The sequence below is a fragment of the Corynebacterium heidelbergense genome, assembly GCF_028609845.1.
GTDB lineage: Bacteria > Actinomycetota > Actinomycetes > Mycobacteriales > Mycobacteriaceae > Corynebacterium > Corynebacterium heidelbergense.
The window spans coordinates 1,527,397-1,542,955 of record NZ_CP063191.1 but is presented as its reverse complement, the minus strand read 5'-3'; the positions used below and the strand labels follow the sequence as shown (position 1 = coordinate 1,542,955).

The following is a 15,559-nucleotide window of genomic DNA, read 5'->3' as shown; positions in this document are numbered from 1 at the left end:
AACCCCTGTGAGGAAAGGCTGCGGAGACCATGAGCACCGAAGTTCCCGTCGGCACCCGAGTCCATGTGAAAGTGCCCGGCTCCAGCGCCAACCTGGGACCCGGCTTCGACACGCTCGGACTGGCCCTTAGCGTCTACGACCACGTGGACGTGGAGGTCGTCGGATCCGGCCTGGAGGTGGAGGTCACCGGGGAGGGGGCGGGGGAGGTGCCCCTCGACGAACGGCACCTCGTGGTGCGGGCCCTACGCGCCGGGCTGGCCAAGGCCGACGTATCCGTGCGGGGGCTGAAGGTGCACTGCCACAACTCCATCCCGCAATCCCGGGGGATGGGTTCTTCCGCCTCCGCCGCAGTGGCCGGCATCGCGGCGGCCAACGGGCTGGTGGGCAACGTCTTCACCCCCGCCACGATGATCCAGCTCGCCGCTTCCTTCGAGGGGCACCCGGACAACGCGGCCGCGAGCATCCTCGGCGGGGCCGTGGTCTCCTGGACCAACACCCCCGTGGACGGCCGGACCGCCCCGCAGTACTACGCCTCCCGCATGGAGGTGCACCCGGATATCAAGGTCACGGCGCTCATCCCCAACTTCCACGCCTCTACCCAGGCCGTCCGCAGCGTGCTACCCACGGACGTCAGTCACGTGGACGCGCGGTTCAACGTCTCCCGCACCGCCGTGATGACGATCGCCCTGCGCAGTGACCCCTCCCTGCTGTGGGAGGGCACCCGGGACCGCCTGCATCAGCCCTACCGAGCAGAGGCGCTGCCCGTCACTGCCGAATGGGTCAATCGGCTCCGCAACCAGGGCTACCCGGCTTTCCTCTCCGGGGCCGGCCCCACCGTGCTCGTGCTATCCACCGAGGACGTGGAACCGAAGATCCTGGAGGAGGCTGCGGATCAGGGGCTGCGGGTAGAGCGGCTGCGCGTCGCCGACGGGGTGGAGGTCACCGCTGGTCAGCGTTAGTGCTGAGCATGATGACGTGAAACTCGCCGCGCCGGAACTGGGCGCGCAGGTCCTTCTTATCGAACTTGTCCACGGAGGTCTTCGGGATGCTGGCCACGAAGGTCCAGTTCTCCGGGGCCATCCAGCGCGGCACGGTGGCCAGGACCTCCTGGCGTAGCGTGCGCGCGGTCGTCTCGTTGGGGGCGATGCCCGACGCTAGCTGCACCACGGCCAGGGGCCGCTGACCCCACGTGGCGTCCGGGATACCGATGACCGCCGCCTCGATCACCGCGGGTGATTCCATCACGTAGTTCTCCAGCGCGGCGGAGTAGATCCACTCGCCCCCGGAGCGGATCACGTCCGCCTTGCGGTCGTGGATGGTGAGGAAGCCGTCCTGGGTGATGGTGCCCACGTCCCCCGTGCGCAGCCACCCATCGGCGGTGAAGCGGTCTGTCGCGTCCTCGGTGGGTTCCCCGCGGAAGAGCGCGGCTGGGGCGCCGTCCTGCTGGGCGGGGGAGTGGTAGTAGCTGCCTGTCACGGTGTTGCCGCGCACCTGGATCTCGCCGACGTTGCGGTCATTGTGCTCCAGCACCACACCCGAATCGTCCACCACGCGGTATTCCACCCCGGTCAGGAAGCGGCCCTGGGAGTAGCGGTACCGCGCGCGGGCTGGGCCCCCCACCCCGGCCGGGGGGTGAGCGATGGTGGCGACGGGGCTGGTTTCCGTCATCCCCCAGGCGTGGATCATGTCCACCCCGAAGGTCTCCTCCCAGGAGTCGATGAGGGTGGGCGGGACCGGGGAGCCGCCGCTGTAGATCTCCCGCAGGCTCATCTTCGCCGGGGGGTGGGCGGTGTAGTGCACGTACAGGGCGGTCCACACCCCGGGGGAGCCGTGGGCTTGACGGGGCATGGCGTTTTCGATGACGGCGGCGAGGTGCTCGGCGGCAATCGTCCGGCCGGGCAGGATGAGCGGAGCCCCGGTCATAAAGGCGGCCAGCGGCACGCCCCAGCTCAACACGTGGCAGATGGGCACGCAGCACAGGAAGGGGATGCCGTTGCGGATACCAAAGGAGTCCGCGGTGCGAAGGTTTAGCGAGTGCAGCCACAGGCTGCGATGGGAGTAGACCACGGCCTTGGGTGCGCCGGTGGTCCCGGTGGAATAGCAGACGGCGGCGGGGGAGGTTTCCGGCAGGCGGGGCCAGGGGTAGGTGGAGGCGCGGTTGTTGAGGTTCTCCTCGTAGCCGAGCACGCGGATGTCCTCCCGCCCGGCGACGCGGATCAGTGAGCGGGCCATGCGGACGTGGCTGGGGTCGCTGCCAGTGATGAGGGCCCCGGTGACGTTGGGGCAGGAGGGCAGGAGAGTGGCCAGCCGGTCGGCGTACTCCGGGTGGCAGATGATGACCCGGGCCTGGGTGTGGTTGATGACGTGGATGATCTGATCGTCCGCGAGATGCCGATTGAGGGGGTTGAACACGGCCCCCATGGAGGCCACGGCCAGTAGTGATTCGACGTGCTCGGTGTCCTCCGCCAAAAGGGTGGAGACGCGGTCGGCGGGGTTGATGCCGAATTCCGCGTGGAGGGCGTGGGCCAGTGCGGCGCAGCGGGCGCCGATGGTGGCAAAGGTGGTGCTTTCTGATTCTGGGCTGGGTAGCGGTCCCTCGGGGCTGGCTTCGGCGTAGGTGGTGATGGTGGCGCTGCCGTGGGCGGTGGCCCCATATTCCAAGATGCGGGCTATTGAGAATGGGATCTCCTGCATCGTGGCTTCCATAGAGATGGAGCATACCTTTGTGGGTGGCGATAGGGTTGTGTGGATCGCAGGATGTTAGACTGCCAGTCGAGTCTTATGAGTTAGCGGCCGAGCCCGCGCGAGAGGCTCCCACACCGGCGGTGCCTGGCCTATTACTGGACCGGGATCGCCGAGGGACTCGGGTGGGACAGGCCTCCGCCACTCAGGGTGAGGGCCCGCGATGGGCGTTGGGCGAACTGCCTGCCTCTTACTTTGTCACATCCCACTTATCTTCTTCCCCCGATGGGATCTCCGTTTTGCGGGCGAGGAGGGTTGTCTCCATTTGGGGTCACTCCGAAACTCGCTTCGCTGCGGCTCCACGCGAGGGTCGTAGTGAGCAGGGTTAGGGGCGTCGAAGAGATGGAGAACTTCCCTCCGAATGCGCTGCCCAGTGCCGCTAACCGGCTTTTCTTCTTCCCCTTTTTCTGCCCGGCCAATCGGGGCATGAGGCCCCCACAGGCTGTGTGCGGGAATGTGGAGAAGCACCGATATGCCATGTTTGGTAACAGTGAAAGGACCTTCGTGAGCCTGTCCGACATTCTTAACCGGGCTCAGGCCAATGGCCTTGCCTCCCTTAAGCTTCCCGAGTTGCGCCAAATTGCGGCCGCTCAGGGGTTGCGCGGCACCTCTGCGCTGCGCAAGGGCGAATTAATCAGCGTGATCCAATCCGGTGGGGCCCGTGGCGGGCAGGCCGGTAATTCCGGCGATTCTTCTCTTTCGGACGCCACCCCACCGCGCGCCACTTCTGCGCAATCCTCGGCGCCGCAACAGGACCCTGAGTCGAAGCACGAGGCCGAGGACCAGCGCAACAACCGTGAGAACCGAGTGAACCGAGACGAACCCAACGGCCGGGATGGGGGAGGAGACTCCGTGGACCGCAACGAGAACGGCGGGGATAACCGTCACGCGGATAAAGGCGACACTGGCACGAACAACAGCGGAAATAACGATGGCGGCAATAACGATGACAGCAAGCGCCACGATGGTTCGGGCCGGGAGCATCGGAATCGCCACCATGACGGGGAGGGCAGGCGCAGCCGCCGCAACCGGCGGAACCGGCGCAATCGCAACGAGCGCAACAACAGGAACGACCGCAACGACCGGGGCGGCAATAACGGTGGGGATCGCAACAACCGCCGCAACCGGGATGACCGCGATAACCGCCCGGACAATGACGCTGAGGACAACAACCCCCAGTCCGGTGGCGAGCAGAATCTGGCCCAGGTCGCGGGAATTCTAGACGTCGCGGATGCCAACACCGCCTTCATCCGCACCACCGGATATCACGCGGGACCCACGGACGTCTATGTGCCGGTAAATACTGCCCGCAAATACGGGATGCGCCACGGCGATGCCATTGTGGGTGCGATCAAGCCGCGCAGTAACAACAACAACCAGGGCAATGCATCCGGTGGACGCGGCCGGCACCGGCAAAAGTACACGCCGATCCACAGCGTGGAATCCGTCAATGGCCTTTCCCCGGAGCAGGCGTCCCAGCGCCCGGATTTCGCGAAGCTCACCCCGCTCTACCCCAACCAGCGCTTGCGCCTAGAGACGGACCCGAAGACCCTCACCACCCGCGTGATCGACCTCATCATGCCCATCGGTAAGGGCCAGCGCGCGCTAATCGTCTCCCCGCCGAAGGCCGGTAAGACGACCATCCTCCAGGACATCGCCAACGCGATCTCCACGAACAACCCGGAGTGCTACCTCATGGTCGTGCTCGTCGACGAGCGACCGGAGGAAGTGACGGACATGCAGCGCAGCGTGAAGGGGGAGGTCATCGCCTCAACCTTCGACCGCCCGCCGTCAGAGCACACCGCCGTGGCTGAGCTCGCCGTGGAGCGAGCCAAGCGCCTGGTGGAACAGGGCAAGGACGTGGTGCTGCTGCTGGACTCCATCACCCGTCTCGGGCGCGCCTACAACAACTCCTCCCCGGCCTCCGGCCGCATCCTCTCCGGCGGTGTGGACTCCAACGCCCTGTACCCGCCGAAGCGATTCCTGGGAGCCGCGCGCAACATCGAAAACGGCGGCAGCCTGACCATCATCGCCACCGCCATGGTGGAGACCGGCTCTGCAGGAGACATGGTCATCTTCGAGGAGTTCAAGGGCACCGGCAACGCGGAGCTCAAGCTGGATCGCAAGATCTCCGAGCGTCGGGTATTCCCGGCGGTGGACGTCAACCCCTCCGGCACGCGCAAGGACGAGCTGCTGCTCGGCCCGGACGAGGCGCGGATTATGCACAAGCTGCGCCGCATTCTCTCCGCCCTGGACCCCCAGGCCGCCATCGACCTGTTGATCAAGCAGCTGCGGAAGAACAAGACTAACCGGGACTTCATGCTGCAGATCGCCAGCTCCGCCCCGCTGGCGGATGAGGAAACCGACTAGTTCTCCCTAGTCCGCTACAAGGAGTAAAGGACCCGTGAAACCCATGAACACCACGCCGTCGATGGTGGACGACATCCTGGCTGAGTACCAGGGGCTAGAGGCGCAGCTATCGGACCCGGAGCTGCACAACGACCCCGCGGCCGCGCGGCGGGTGGGCAAGCGCTTTTCCCAGCTACAGCCCATCATCCAGGTCCACACCCGCCTGACCCAGGCGGAGGGGGACTGCGCCGCAGCCCGGGAGATGGCCAGCGAGGACGCGGAATTCGCCGCGGAGGCAGACCGCCTGGATGGCGAGATTGCCACCCTCCGCGAACAACTGACGGACCTGCTGGCCCCTCGGGACCCCCACGACAGCGACGACATCGTCATGGAGATCAAGTCCGGCGCCGGGGGAGAGGAGGCCGCTCTCTTCGCCGGGGAGTTGGCCCGCATGTACCAGCGCTTCGCTGAGCGCCACGGCTTCGCCACGGAGATTCTGGACCTCAACGAGACGGATCTGGGCGGGGTGAAGGACATGACCATGTCCATCAAGTCCAAGAACCCCTCCCGGGACGGTGCCTGGTCCGCGTTCAAGTTCGAAGGCGGCGTCCACCGCGTGCAGCGCGTTCCCGTCACCGAGTCCCAGGGCCGCATTCAAACCTCGGCCGCCGGTGTGTTGGTCTACCCGGAGCCCGATGAGATCGAGGACGTGGAGATCGACGACAAGGACATCCGCGTGGATGTCTACCGCTCCTCCGGCAAGGGCGGGCAGGGCGTGAACACGACGGACTCCGCCGTGCGCATCACCCACCTGCCCACCAACATCGTGGTCACCTGCCAGAAGGAACGCTCGCAGATCCAAAACCGGGCCCGGGCAATGCAGGTGCTGGCCGCTCGCCTCCAGCAGTTGCGGGAAGAGGAGGCGGAAGCCGAAGCCGCCGAGGGCCGCGCCGCGCAGATCCGCACCCTGGACCGCTCCGAGCGCATCCGCACGTACAACTTCCCGGAGTCCCGCGTCTCTGATCACCGCATTGGATACAAGGCGAACAACCTGGACGCCGTCCTGGGCGGGGACCTGGAAGCCCTGTTCGCCGCGCTGCAGGAAGCCGAGCGCGCCCGCCGCCTCGAGGCGGAGAGCTAGGGCCCCGCGGACCCCGTGCCACACCTGCAGGAAACCGACACCGTCGGCGGTGCCACTCGCGCCGCCGCCCGGCTCCTCGCGGACGCGGGGGTGGAGTCCCCGCTGCCCGATGCCCGCCTCCTCATGGCCTATGCCCTGGCCCCAGCGCCGGACCGCGAACACCCGCGCAGGCCCGTGTCCGCCACAGAGCTGTTTACCCGCAGCGAGGATCCCGCCCCGGCGGCCTTCGCGGACTGGGTGGATCGCCGCAGCCGGCGGGAGCCGCTGCAACACATCGTGGGGGCCGCGTTCTTCGACGGCCTGGATCTCCTGGCCGGGCCGGAGGCCTTTCTGCCCAGGCCAGAGACCGAGCTCATGGTGGACTGGGTCTGGCGCGAGGTTGGGGGCGTCCTGAAGAACATGCAATCCGCACCGCTGACCGCCGCGCTCATGCCCGACGAGCTCACCATCGTGGACCTGTGCACCGGACCTGGCAGCATCGCCCTGGCCCTGGCCGCACGTCTCACGCGCCACAGTTACCGCGCCCGCATCGTCGGCGTGGACGCAAACTCCAAGGCGCTGGACCTGGCCCGCGCGAACGAACGTCAGTTGCGCCGCCGGGGGGAGATCGGCGAGCGCGTTCACCTGGAGTGGTTCAGCGGGGATGTGGCAGACCCCGGGCTAATTATGCGACTGGGTCTTACAGCCGCGGGGGACGTGGTGATGAGCAACCCGCCCTACGTGCCCAGCGAGAGCCCGGTGAGCCCGGAAGTCCACGCGGATCCGGCAGAGGCGGTGTTCGCCGGGGCAGACGGAATGGCGCTGATGGAGCCACTCCTCGGCGCCATGCTGCAGGCCGCCGCACCCCGCTGTCTTCTCGCCATCGAGCACGACGACTCCACCGGGGAGGCGATGGCGCAGCTCCTGTGCAGCCGAGGATTACGGGGCGTGCGCGGCCACCGGGACCTCGCCGGGCGCGATCGCTTTGTCAGCGCCGAAGTGCACCGGCCCCCGACATACGTGCCCGGCGGTTCTGGTGGGTCACTACGATAGGAGCCTTAGTAGCTGCCCGTAACACGGCAAGCCCCGGAACACCGCAAGCCCCGCCGAAACACCCAAGGATCACCTGAGATGTCATTGCGCGTAGATGCCACGGACCCGACCGACCGCGAGGATGCCCTCATCCGCGCCGTCAACGCCGTCAAGGGCGGCCGTCTGGTGGTTCTGCCGACGGACACGGTCTATGGCATCGGCTGCGACGCTTTCGACAACCAGGCCGTAGAGGCCCTGCTGCGTGCTAAGCGGCGCGGACCGGACATGCCCGTGCCGGTGCTCATCGGTAGCTGGTCCACCGTGGAGGGCCTGGTCCGGGAATACAGCTTCAACCTGCGTCGCCTGGTGGAGGCGTTCTGGCCGGGGGGCCTGTCCGTCGTTGTGCACCAGGCCCCCTCGCTGCCGTGGAATCTGGGGGACACGCGGGGCACGGTGATGCTCCGGATGCCGCTGCACCCCGTTGCCCTAGAGCTGCTGCAGCGCACGGGGCCTATGGCGGTCTCTAGCGCGAACATCTCCGGCCAGCCCCCGGCCGTGACGGTCGCGCAGGCCGAGGAGCAGTTGGGCGGGGAGGTCGGGGTGTACATGGACGGCGGCACGGCCACGGTGGGTTCCCCCTCCACGATCGTGGATCTCTCCTCCGGTCGGCCGCGGATCCTGCGGGAGGGTGCGACGAGCGCCGAGGAGGTGGGGGAGGTGCTGGGGATGAGCCCGGCGCAGCTCCGCGGTCAGATTTAGCGGACCACGAACCTAAGGGCCCATGGGGCAAAGCACGCAGACCAGGAAGGATGGCGGGTTGCAGTGATGCAGTTCGGCAGCAGCCAAGTGTTGGCGCAGGGGTATAGCACAGGCGCGGGTGTTCCGCTGCGCGAGCTGGCCCTCGTGCTGCTGGTGGGCTGCGGGACCACCTTCCTGCTCACCGGGGTGGTTCGCAGCCTCATGCTGCGGCGGGGCCACCTGGCGGTGCCCAGGGAGCGGGACGTGCACACGGTGCCCACGCCGAGGTTGGGGGGAGTGGCTATGTTCAGCGGGGTGGTGATGGCGGTTGTGACGGCCGGTCAGCTCCCGGCGCTCACGCGGGGTTTCCCACCGGTGACGCCCGACATGAACGCTGTGCTCGCGGCGTCCTTCGTCATCGTGGCCGTGGGGGTGGTGGACGATCTCTACGACATAAGCTGGGTAGTCAAGCTGGTGGGGCAGGTGGGCGGCTCGGTGCTCATGAGCCTCATGGGCCTGTCCTGGTACCTGCTGTATTGGCCGGCCGACGGGGGGACCACGCTCATCCTGGATCAAGTGCAGTCCACGGTGATCACGGTGTTGTTGACGGTCACGATCATCAACGCGATGAACTTCGTGGACGGACTCGATGGCCTCGCCGCGGGGCTGGGGCTGATCGCCTCCGCCACGATCCTCGTGTACTCCCTGACCATTCTTCACGACCAGGGCGGCACCGTTTCCGCGTATCCGCCGGCCATGATTTCGGCGGCGTTGGCCGGGGTGTGCCTGGGGTTTTTGCCGCACAACTTTTCTCCGGCGCGGATTTTTATGGGCGATTCCGGGTCCATGCTCATCGGGGTGCTGCTGTCCGCGGCGTGCGTGTCGGCGTCTGGGCGGATCAACATGGCCCTGTATGGGCCGGCGGATGCGGTGGCGCTGTTGTCCCCCGTGATCGTGGTGCTTGCCGCCCTGTTCATCCCGCTACTGGACCTGGTGCTCGCGGTGGTGCGGCGGGTGAGTGCGGGTAAGAGCCCCTTTTCCCCGGACAAGGAGCACCTTCACCACCGCCTGTTGCGCCTGGGCCACACGCAAAAGCGGGTGGTGCTGGTGATGTACGCGTGGGTGGCGGTGGCCGCGTTCGGGGCGGTGGGGGCCGCCGTGTTTCCGCCGGGGATTACTGCGATGGTCTTCGGGGTGGCCCTCATGGCGGTGGTGGCGATTACCGTCGTGCCGCTGTGGCGGGAGGATACCCAGCGGCCGTAGCCCGAGATTCCGGCGGTGGCGGTCGGGTTCGGTTCGTCATTCTTGGGGACGCCCCTAACCTCCAACGCGGCTGGGAGGTGCCCGCTGCAAGCCGGTACGCTTCGGTGATGTGACTGAGAAGGACCCCGTGAACGTGAACGAAACCGACCCGACCGAGCGCGCGGAGCGGCCCGAAGCCCCGGAAGAGGCCAGCCGACCGGTAGCGGAGCTCAATGACGTCTCCGCCGCGGCAGACGGGGCCCTCCCGCTGCGGCGGGCGGCCCGGTCCGGGTCCCTCGCGCTGGCCGCGGTGGCGGTGGTCTCCCTCGTGGCCTGGACTATCGCCGCCGGATCGGCGGGGTTCTACGGGGCCCTCATCGGTTCCGTGGTGGGCGGCATCTTCCTACTGACCACGGTGTTTACCGCGCTGGCGACGGCGCGGACGGCTCCCACGACCACGCTGGCGGTGGTTCTGGGCTCCTGGTTGGTCAAGGCTGTGGTGCTGCTCATTGTGCTGTTGGTTCTCAAGCGGATGACCTTCTACAGCCATCCGGCTTTGGGGGTGACGATTATCGTCGCGCTGGTTGTTGTCCTAGCCACGGAAACCTGGGCCATCCTGCGTACGAAGACCCTGTACATCAGCTAGTACAGAACCTGGCAGGACCTCGCGAAAACATGCGGGGCATCGCTTAGCGGCAGGTGCTCCTAACCTGGTAAGGTCAACGTGGGCCAGGCTGGCCGGAACGGTGAGCATTTTCACCTGGAGTTTCGGCGATCAGCCTCAGGTACCTGCCGACCCCGCCGGGACGAGCGACGGAGTCCTCGGACGTCGGTAAGTTTCGACAATCAAGACCTCCATCGCACCGCCTGACACTTCAGTGCACGCGGCCCAAACACGGGAGAGAACGCTGAGCGTAACAACCTTGGCCATGAAGGGTGAATTCCATTCACCTTCATTGGAACATGAATTCTTCCCGGGGCAGTTGGATCCTAGCCGTCTGTGGTTCAACGACTTTGCTGGTGGAGCTTTCGCGCTCGACCGCTTGATGGTCATCCGCATCGTAATGGTTTTGGCGGTTACCGCCTTCTTCTTCTTCGCGATGCGCAAGCCAAAGTTGATTCCGCACGGCGTGCAGAATTTCGCGGAGCTCGCACTAGATTTCGTGCGAATCCACATTGCGGAAGAGATCTTGGGCAAAAAAGAGGGGCGCCGCTTCCTTCCGATCATCGCAGCCATCTTCTTTACGGTCCTCGCTGTGAACCTACCGACGGTCATCCCGTTTATGAACATCTCCCCAAGCGCCCGCATCGGCCTGCCGCTCGTGCTGGCCGTTGTGGCGTATGTGGTGTTCGTCTACGCGGGTATCAAGCGGTACGGCTTCGGCAAGTACTTCAAGTCGTCTGTGGTGATCCCGGGGCTTCCCTTCTTCCTCCACTTCCTCGTGGTACCCATTGAATTCTTCTCCACTTTCGTCCTCCGTCCGATTACCCTGACCATCCGTCTTATGGCCAACATGTTGGCCGGACACATCATCCTCGTCATGCTGTTCAGCGCCACGAACTTCTTCTTCTGGCAGCTCAACGGCTGGACACTGTTGTCTGCTGGCACAATCGCTTTCGGTGTGGCCTTCAGCTTCTTCGAGCTCATGGTGATCTTCCTGCAGGCGTACATCTTCGCCCTGCTCACCGCCGTGTACATCGAACTGTCGCTGCATGCCGACGAGCACTAACCACCGCACAACACAACAACTGCAAAAGACACGTCCCGACCATCAGCACTCGGTAGCACGAAAAACGACATCTGCCGGGTCGGTCACCAGAAAGGTTTTGGAACTCTCATGAACGACATCCTCGTATTGGCTGCAGAAGGCACCACTCAGCTGAAGGGTCTCGGCGCTATCGGCTACGGCCTCGGCGCAATCGGCCCGGGCATCGGCGTGGGCCTGGTCGCCGGTAAGACCGCCGAGGCTATGGCGCGTCAGCCCGAGATGGCTGGCCAGCTGCGTACCAACATGTTCCTGGGTATCGCCTTCACCGAGGCCCTTGCCCTCATCGGCCTGGTCGCCGCCTTCCTGTTCTAGTTGCGGATGAGGATGCGGTGGGAGATTGGCCACGTACCGCCCGCCACGCGCCGGTATCGCCCGAAATCCAACCGCACACCGTTAACAACACCCGCATAGATAGCGAAAGCTGGAGACTATGACGAACATTCTTTACCTGGCAGCAGAATCCGAGAAGCTGCCGATGGAGGAGAGCATCAACCCTCTTCTCCCGCCGCTGTATGACATCGTCTGGTCAATCATTCCGTTCTTGGTCATCCTGTTCGTGTTCTGGAAGTTCGTGCTTCCGAAGTTCCAGGAAGTGCTGAACCAACGCGAGGATCAGATCGAGGGTGGCATCCAGCGCGCCGAGGCCGCTCAGTCTGAGGCCAAGGCTGCTCTGGAGAAGTACAACGCCCAGCTGGCCGAGGCTCGCACCGAGGCCGCCCAGATCCGCGATGATGCCCGGTCCCAGGGCCAGAAGATCATCGCCGACATGAAGGCGCAGGCGACCGACGAGTCCAACCGTATCGTCGAAGCTGGCCACCGCCAGCTTGAAGCGCAGCGCACCTCCGTGGTGTCTGACCTGCGCAAGGATATGGGCCACAATTCGATCAACCTGGCTGAGCGTCTGTTGGGCGAGCAGTTGTCCGACGATGTCAAGCGTTCGGGCACCATCGATAGCTTCCTTGCCGACCTGGATAACGTCGGCAGCGCTAGGAAGTGATGGGAATGCACGCAGCTAGCCGAGAAGCCTACGAGCGTTTGAGCCACACCCTGGACACCGGGCTGGGGGAGACCTCTGACGCCGTCAACACCGGAGCCCAGACGGGCACGGAGCTGCTGGACGTTGTTGACGTCCTCGACAGCGACCGCAGCCTGCGGATGGCCCTCGTGGATGCGGCCGCCAAACCCGAGCAGCGCGCTGGCCTGGCCAAGCGGCTGTTCTCCGGCAAGGTATCCGCCGCCACGGAGGAGATCGTGTCCGCTGCGGTGTCCCAGACCTGGTCGAACACGCGGGACCTGCGCGCGGGCCTGGAGAAACTTGGCCGCCGCGCGCTGCTGCGTTCCGCCGAGGGGCAGGGTCAGTTGGACCGGGTGGAAGACGAGCTCTTCCGCCTCGCCCGGATCCTGGAAAACGAGCCAGAGCTGGAGATGCTGCTGGCGGATAAGTCTCGGTCGGCCAACGACCGCCGCGACTTGCTGGCCAAGGTCATCTACGGGAAAGTCACCGCGGTCACCGAGGCCCTGGCCCTCCAGGCAATCGGCCGGCTGCAGGACAGCCCGGTAGAGGTCCTCGACGGCCTGTGCGACGACGTCGCCGCGCTCGAGGGGCGCGAGGTTGCTCGCGTCCGAAGTGCAGCAGAGCTCACCGATGAGCAGGAGAGCGCCCTGGCTGCCAAGTTGGAGAAGATTTACGGTCGCAAGATTGCGGTTCATTCTGAGGTAGACACCAGCCTCCTCGGTGGAGCCGTCATCCGCGTCGGTGATGAGATTATCGACGGCAGCACAGCTGGCAAGCTGGAACGCCTTCGCCGGTCTATCGCCTAACAACGCAGACCGCAGGTGAGAAACACATTGCTGGAAGACAACACCGAGAGCAGGAAGAACATGGCGGAGCTGACGATCTCCTCCGACGAGATCCGTAGCGCGATTGAGAACTACACCTCGAGCTACTCCCCGGAGGCCTCCCGCGAGGAGGTCGGAGTGGTCACGACGGCCGCTGACGGCATTGCCCAGGTAAGCGGCATGCCGTCCGTGATGGCCAACGAGCTGCTTGAGTTCCCGGGCGGCGTCATCGGCGTCGCACAGAACCTCGACACCGACAAGGTCGGCGTGGTGGTCCTGGGCAACTACGAGTCCCTCAAGGAGGGCGACGAGGTTAAGCGGACCGGCGAGGTCCTGTCCATCCCGGTTGGGGATAACTTCCTCGGCCGCGTGATCAACCCCCTGGGCCAGCCCATCGACGGCCTGGGCGATATCGAGTCCGAAGAGGACCGCGTCCTCGAGCTGCAAGCCCCCTCCGTGCTGATGCGTCAGCCAGTGGAGGAGCCGATGCAGACGGGCATCAAGGCGATTGACGCCATGACCCCCATCGGCCGTGGCCAGCGCCAGTTGATCATTGGTGACCGCAAGACCGGTAAGACCTCGGTCTGCATCGACACCATCCTGAACCAGCGGGCCAACTGGGAGTCCGGCGACGAGAGCAAGCAGGTTCGCTGCATCTACGTCGCCATCGGCCAAAAGGGATCCACCATTGCGGCTATCCGCAAGACCCTGGAGGACAACGGTGCCCTGGATTACACCACCATCGTCGCGGCCCCGGCCTCCGACTCCGCTGGCTTCAAGTGGCTGGCCCCCTTTGCCGGCGCCGCCCTCGGGCAGCACTGGATGTACGGCGGCAAGCACGTGCTGGTGATCTACGACGACCTCACCAAGCAGGCCGAGGCCTACCGCGCCATCTCCCTGCTGCTGCGCCGCCCGCCGGGCCGCGAAGCATACCCCGGCGACGTCTTCTACCTGCACTCCCGCCTGCTGGAGCGCGCCGCCAAGCTCTCCGACGACCTGGGTGGCGGCTCCCTGACCGCACTGCCGATCATCGAGACGAAGGCCAACGACGTGTCTGCCTTCATCCCGACGAACGTCATCTCCATCACGGACGGTCAGGTTTTCCTCGAGTCCGACCTGTTCAACCAGGGTGTCCGCCCCGCCATCAACGTCGGTGTCTCCGTGTCCCGCGTGGGTGGCGCAGCACAGACGAAGGGCATGAAGAAGGTTTCGGGTTCCTTGCGTCTTGACCTGGCCGCATACCGCGACTTGGAGGCTTTCGCCGCCTTCGCCTCTGACCTGGACCCGGCTTCCAAGGCTCAGTTGGAGCGCGGCAAGCGCCTCGTTGAGCTGCTGAAGCAGACCGAGACCAAGCCCCAGTCCGTGGAGGACCAGATGGTCTCCATCTACCTGGCCGGCGAGGGCGAGTTCGACGACGTGCCGGTGGAGGATATCCGCCGCTTCGAAGCCGAGCTGTGGGAGCACCTGCACTCCAACGCCAGCGGGGTGTACGAGCAGATCAACGGCGGCAAGGCGCTGGACGACGACTCTAAGGAAGCCCTCAAGCGCTCCGTCGCGGACTTCAAGCAGACCTTCCAGACCTCCGACGGCAAGCCCGTGGTCAACGAGCCCGAGGCCGAGGCGCTGGATCAGGACGAAGTGAAGAAGTCCCAGATCACCGTGACCCGCAAGACCAGCAAGTAGCGGCGTCGAGAACGGACGAATGCACCAATGACCACCAACGGAACAAGATAGGAGGCGAGAGTAGATGGCCAGTCTTCGCGAACTGCGGACCCGGATTAAGTCCGTGAATTCGACCAAGAAGATCACCAAGGCTCAGGAGCTCATCGCCACCTCCAGGATCACCAAGGCGCAATCCCGAGTCGACGCATCCCAGCCGTACGCCCAGGAGATCGAGCGGGTTATCCAACGCCTGGCCTCCGCCAGCTCGATGGACCACCCCATGCTCAAGGAGCGTGCCAACGCCTCCCGCGCGGCCATCCTGGTGATCTCCAGCGACCGCGGCATGTGCGGCGGGTACAACAACAACGTCTTGAAGAAGACGGCGGAGTTGCGCAAGATGCTGGAGCAGGACGGCAAGGAAGTAGTGCTGTACGTGGCGGGCAACAAGGGCCTGTCCTACTACAACTTCCGCAACGAACCCATCGGTGGGGCATGGACCGGCTTCTCTCAAGACCCGGACTACTCCAAGACCCACGATCTGCGCCGCCACCTCATCGACGGCTTCATCGCCGGATCCGAGGGCACGGCCAAGCACCGCGATGGCGTTCGGGGGCACCAGGGCGAGGACGTTCAGGGCTTCGACGAAGTCCACATGGTCTTCACCGAGTTCGAATCCATGCTCAGCCAGATCCCGCGGGCCCACCGGCTGCTGCCGATCGAGCCCGTCGTGGAGGAGGAAGAAATCCACCAGGGCGAGGACATGCTGTCCAACGGTTCCAAAGAGATCCAGCCCGAGGTGGAGTTCGAGCCCAGCGCCGACCGGCTGCTGGAGGAGCTGCTGCCGCAGTACGTCTCCCGCGGCATCTTCGCGGCCATGCTGGAGGCAGCCGCCTCGGAGTCCGCAGCCCGACGCACCGCCATGAGCGCTGCGACGGACAATGCAACGGACCTGGTCAAGCAGCTCTCCCGCGTTGCCAACCAGGCCCGCCAGGCGCAGATTACTCAGGAAATCACAGAGATCGTCGGTGGCGCATCCGCGCTCGCCGATAGCGGAGAAAGTGACTAG

General features: G+C 65.4%; 14 protein-coding genes. 13 read left to right on the top strand and 1 reads right to left on the bottom strand.

All coding sequences use genetic code 11. From position 1 onward, the window contains the following. The first annotated feature begins 29 nt into the window (after nucleotides 1-29). Nucleotides 30-959: a homoserine kinase gene (thrB, locus tag CHEID_RS06765; RefSeq protein ID WP_112770257.1), complete on the top strand. Its 930-nt coding sequence runs from the start codon at nucleotides 30-32 to the stop codon at nucleotides 957-959. Here thrB and CHEID_RS06760 read toward each other — a convergent pair. Further along, the gene (locus CHEID_RS06760) at nucleotides 940-2,706 is read right to left on the bottom strand and encodes a long-chain fatty-acid--CoA ligase (protein WP_273661024.1); all 1,767 of its coding nucleotides are present in this window, start codon (nucleotides 2,704-2,706) and stop codon (nucleotides 940-942) included. The two genes, thrB and CHEID_RS06760, sit on opposite strands and share 20 nt — an antisense overlap. Before the next feature lie 513 nt (nucleotides 2,707-3,219). Between CHEID_RS06760 and rho the strand changes: the two genes are divergently transcribed. The 12 genes from rho (at nucleotide 3,220) to CHEID_RS06700 (ending at nucleotide 15,559) form a co-directional block, all read left to right on the top strand. Next, nucleotides 3,220-5,112, top strand: a complete 1,893-nt coding sequence (gene rho, locus CHEID_RS06755; RefSeq protein WP_181645895.1) for a transcription termination factor Rho — start codon at nucleotides 3,220-3,222, stop codon at nucleotides 5,110-5,112. Between the two features lie 43 nt (nucleotides 5,113-5,155). Next, complete coding sequence (prfA, locus tag CHEID_RS06750; RefSeq protein WP_112769217.1) at nucleotides 5,156-6,232, top strand: peptide chain release factor 1; 1,077 nt, start codon at nucleotides 5,156-5,158, stop codon at nucleotides 6,230-6,232. 15 nt (nucleotides 6,233-6,247) lie between these two features. Next, the gene (locus CHEID_RS06745; RefSeq protein WP_112769216.1) at nucleotides 6,248-7,264 is read left to right on the top strand and encodes a N5-glutamine methyltransferase family protein; all 1,017 of its coding nucleotides are present in this window, start codon (nucleotides 6,248-6,250) and stop codon (nucleotides 7,262-7,264) included. 78 nt (nucleotides 7,265-7,342) lie between these two features. Then, on the top strand, nucleotides 7,343-8,002 hold the full coding sequence (locus CHEID_RS06740; protein WP_112769215.1) for an L-threonylcarbamoyladenylate synthase: 660 nt from the start codon (nucleotides 7,343-7,345) through the stop codon (nucleotides 8,000-8,002). A gap of 66 nt (nucleotides 8,003-8,068) precedes the next feature. Further along, nucleotides 8,069-9,244, top strand: coding sequence for an MraY family glycosyltransferase (locus CHEID_RS06735; protein ID WP_112769214.1), 1,176 nt, complete (start codon nucleotides 8,069-8,071; stop codon nucleotides 9,242-9,244). 109 nt (nucleotides 9,245-9,353) lie between these two features. Then, on the top strand, nucleotides 9,354-9,869 hold the full coding sequence (locus tag CHEID_RS06730; protein WP_273661023.1) for a Cg1360 family ATP-synthase-associated protein: 516 nt from the start codon (nucleotides 9,354-9,356) through the stop codon (nucleotides 9,867-9,869). A gap of 283 nt (nucleotides 9,870-10,152) precedes the next feature. Beyond that, nucleotides 10,153-10,953, top strand: coding sequence for a F0F1 ATP synthase subunit A (atpB, locus tag CHEID_RS06725; RefSeq protein ID WP_112769213.1), 801 nt, complete (start codon nucleotides 10,153-10,155; stop codon nucleotides 10,951-10,953). A gap of 108 nt (nucleotides 10,954-11,061) precedes the next feature. Beyond that, nucleotides 11,062-11,304: an ATP synthase F0 subunit C gene (locus tag CHEID_RS06720; protein ID WP_112769212.1), complete on the top strand. Its 243-nt coding sequence runs from the start codon at nucleotides 11,062-11,064 to the stop codon at nucleotides 11,302-11,304. A gap of 118 nt (nucleotides 11,305-11,422) precedes the next feature. Further along, entirely contained in the window at nucleotides 11,423-11,989 is a 567-nt protein-coding gene (locus tag CHEID_RS06715) for a F0F1 ATP synthase subunit B (RefSeq protein WP_112769211.1), read from the top strand. A gap of 5 nt (nucleotides 11,990-11,994) precedes the next feature. After that, nucleotides 11,995-12,813, top strand: a complete 819-nt coding sequence (locus CHEID_RS06710; RefSeq protein WP_112769222.1) for a F0F1 ATP synthase subunit delta — start codon at nucleotides 11,995-11,997, stop codon at nucleotides 12,811-12,813. 60 nt (nucleotides 12,814-12,873) lie between these two features. Further along, entirely contained in the window at nucleotides 12,874-14,514 is a 1,641-nt protein-coding gene (atpA, locus tag CHEID_RS06705) for a F0F1 ATP synthase subunit alpha (RefSeq protein WP_112769210.1), read from the top strand. A 64-nt stretch (nucleotides 14,515-14,578) separates the two neighbouring features. After that, nucleotides 14,579-15,559: a F0F1 ATP synthase subunit gamma gene (locus CHEID_RS06700; RefSeq protein WP_112769209.1), complete on the top strand. Its 981-nt coding sequence runs from the start codon at nucleotides 14,579-14,581 to the stop codon at nucleotides 15,557-15,559.

Excerpts from the sequence above, each read along its gene's own strand:
- CHEID_RS06720 (WP_112769212.1), top strand. The coding sequence starts at position 11,062 with ATGAACGACATCCTCGTATTGGCTGCAGAAGGCACCACTCAGCTGAAG.
- CHEID_RS06735 (WP_112769214.1), top strand. The coding sequence starts at position 8,069 with ATGCAGTTCGGCAGCAGCCAAGTGTTGGCGCAGGGGTATAGCACAGGC.
- CHEID_RS06760 (WP_273661024.1), bottom strand. The coding sequence starts at position 2,706 with ATGGAAGCCACGATGCAGGAGATCCCATTCTCAATAGCCCGCATCTTG.
- rho (WP_181645895.1), top strand. The coding sequence starts at position 3,220 with ATGTTTGGTAACAGTGAAAGGACCTTCGTGAGCCTGTCCGACATTCTT.
- CHEID_RS06700 (WP_112769209.1), top strand. The coding sequence starts at position 14,579 with ATGGCCAGTCTTCGCGAACTGCGGACCCGGATTAAGTCCGTGAATTCG.
- CHEID_RS06710 (WP_112769222.1), top strand. The coding sequence starts at position 11,995 with ATGCACGCAGCTAGCCGAGAAGCCTACGAGCGTTTGAGCCACACCCTG.
- CHEID_RS06715 (WP_112769211.1), top strand. The coding sequence starts at position 11,423 with ATGACGAACATTCTTTACCTGGCAGCAGAATCCGAGAAGCTGCCGATG.
- atpA (WP_112769210.1), top strand. The coding sequence starts at position 12,874 with ATGGCGGAGCTGACGATCTCCTCCGACGAGATCCGTAGCGCGATTGAG.
- CHEID_RS06740 (WP_112769215.1), top strand. The coding sequence starts at position 7,343 with ATGTCATTGCGCGTAGATGCCACGGACCCGACCGACCGCGAGGATGCC.
- prfA (WP_112769217.1), top strand. The coding sequence starts at position 5,156 with ATGAACACCACGCCGTCGATGGTGGACGACATCCTGGCTGAGTACCAG.
- atpB (WP_112769213.1), top strand. The coding sequence starts at position 10,153 with ATGAAGGGTGAATTCCATTCACCTTCATTGGAACATGAATTCTTCCCG.
- thrB (WP_112770257.1), top strand. The coding sequence starts at position 30 with ATGAGCACCGAAGTTCCCGTCGGCACCCGAGTCCATGTGAAAGTGCCC.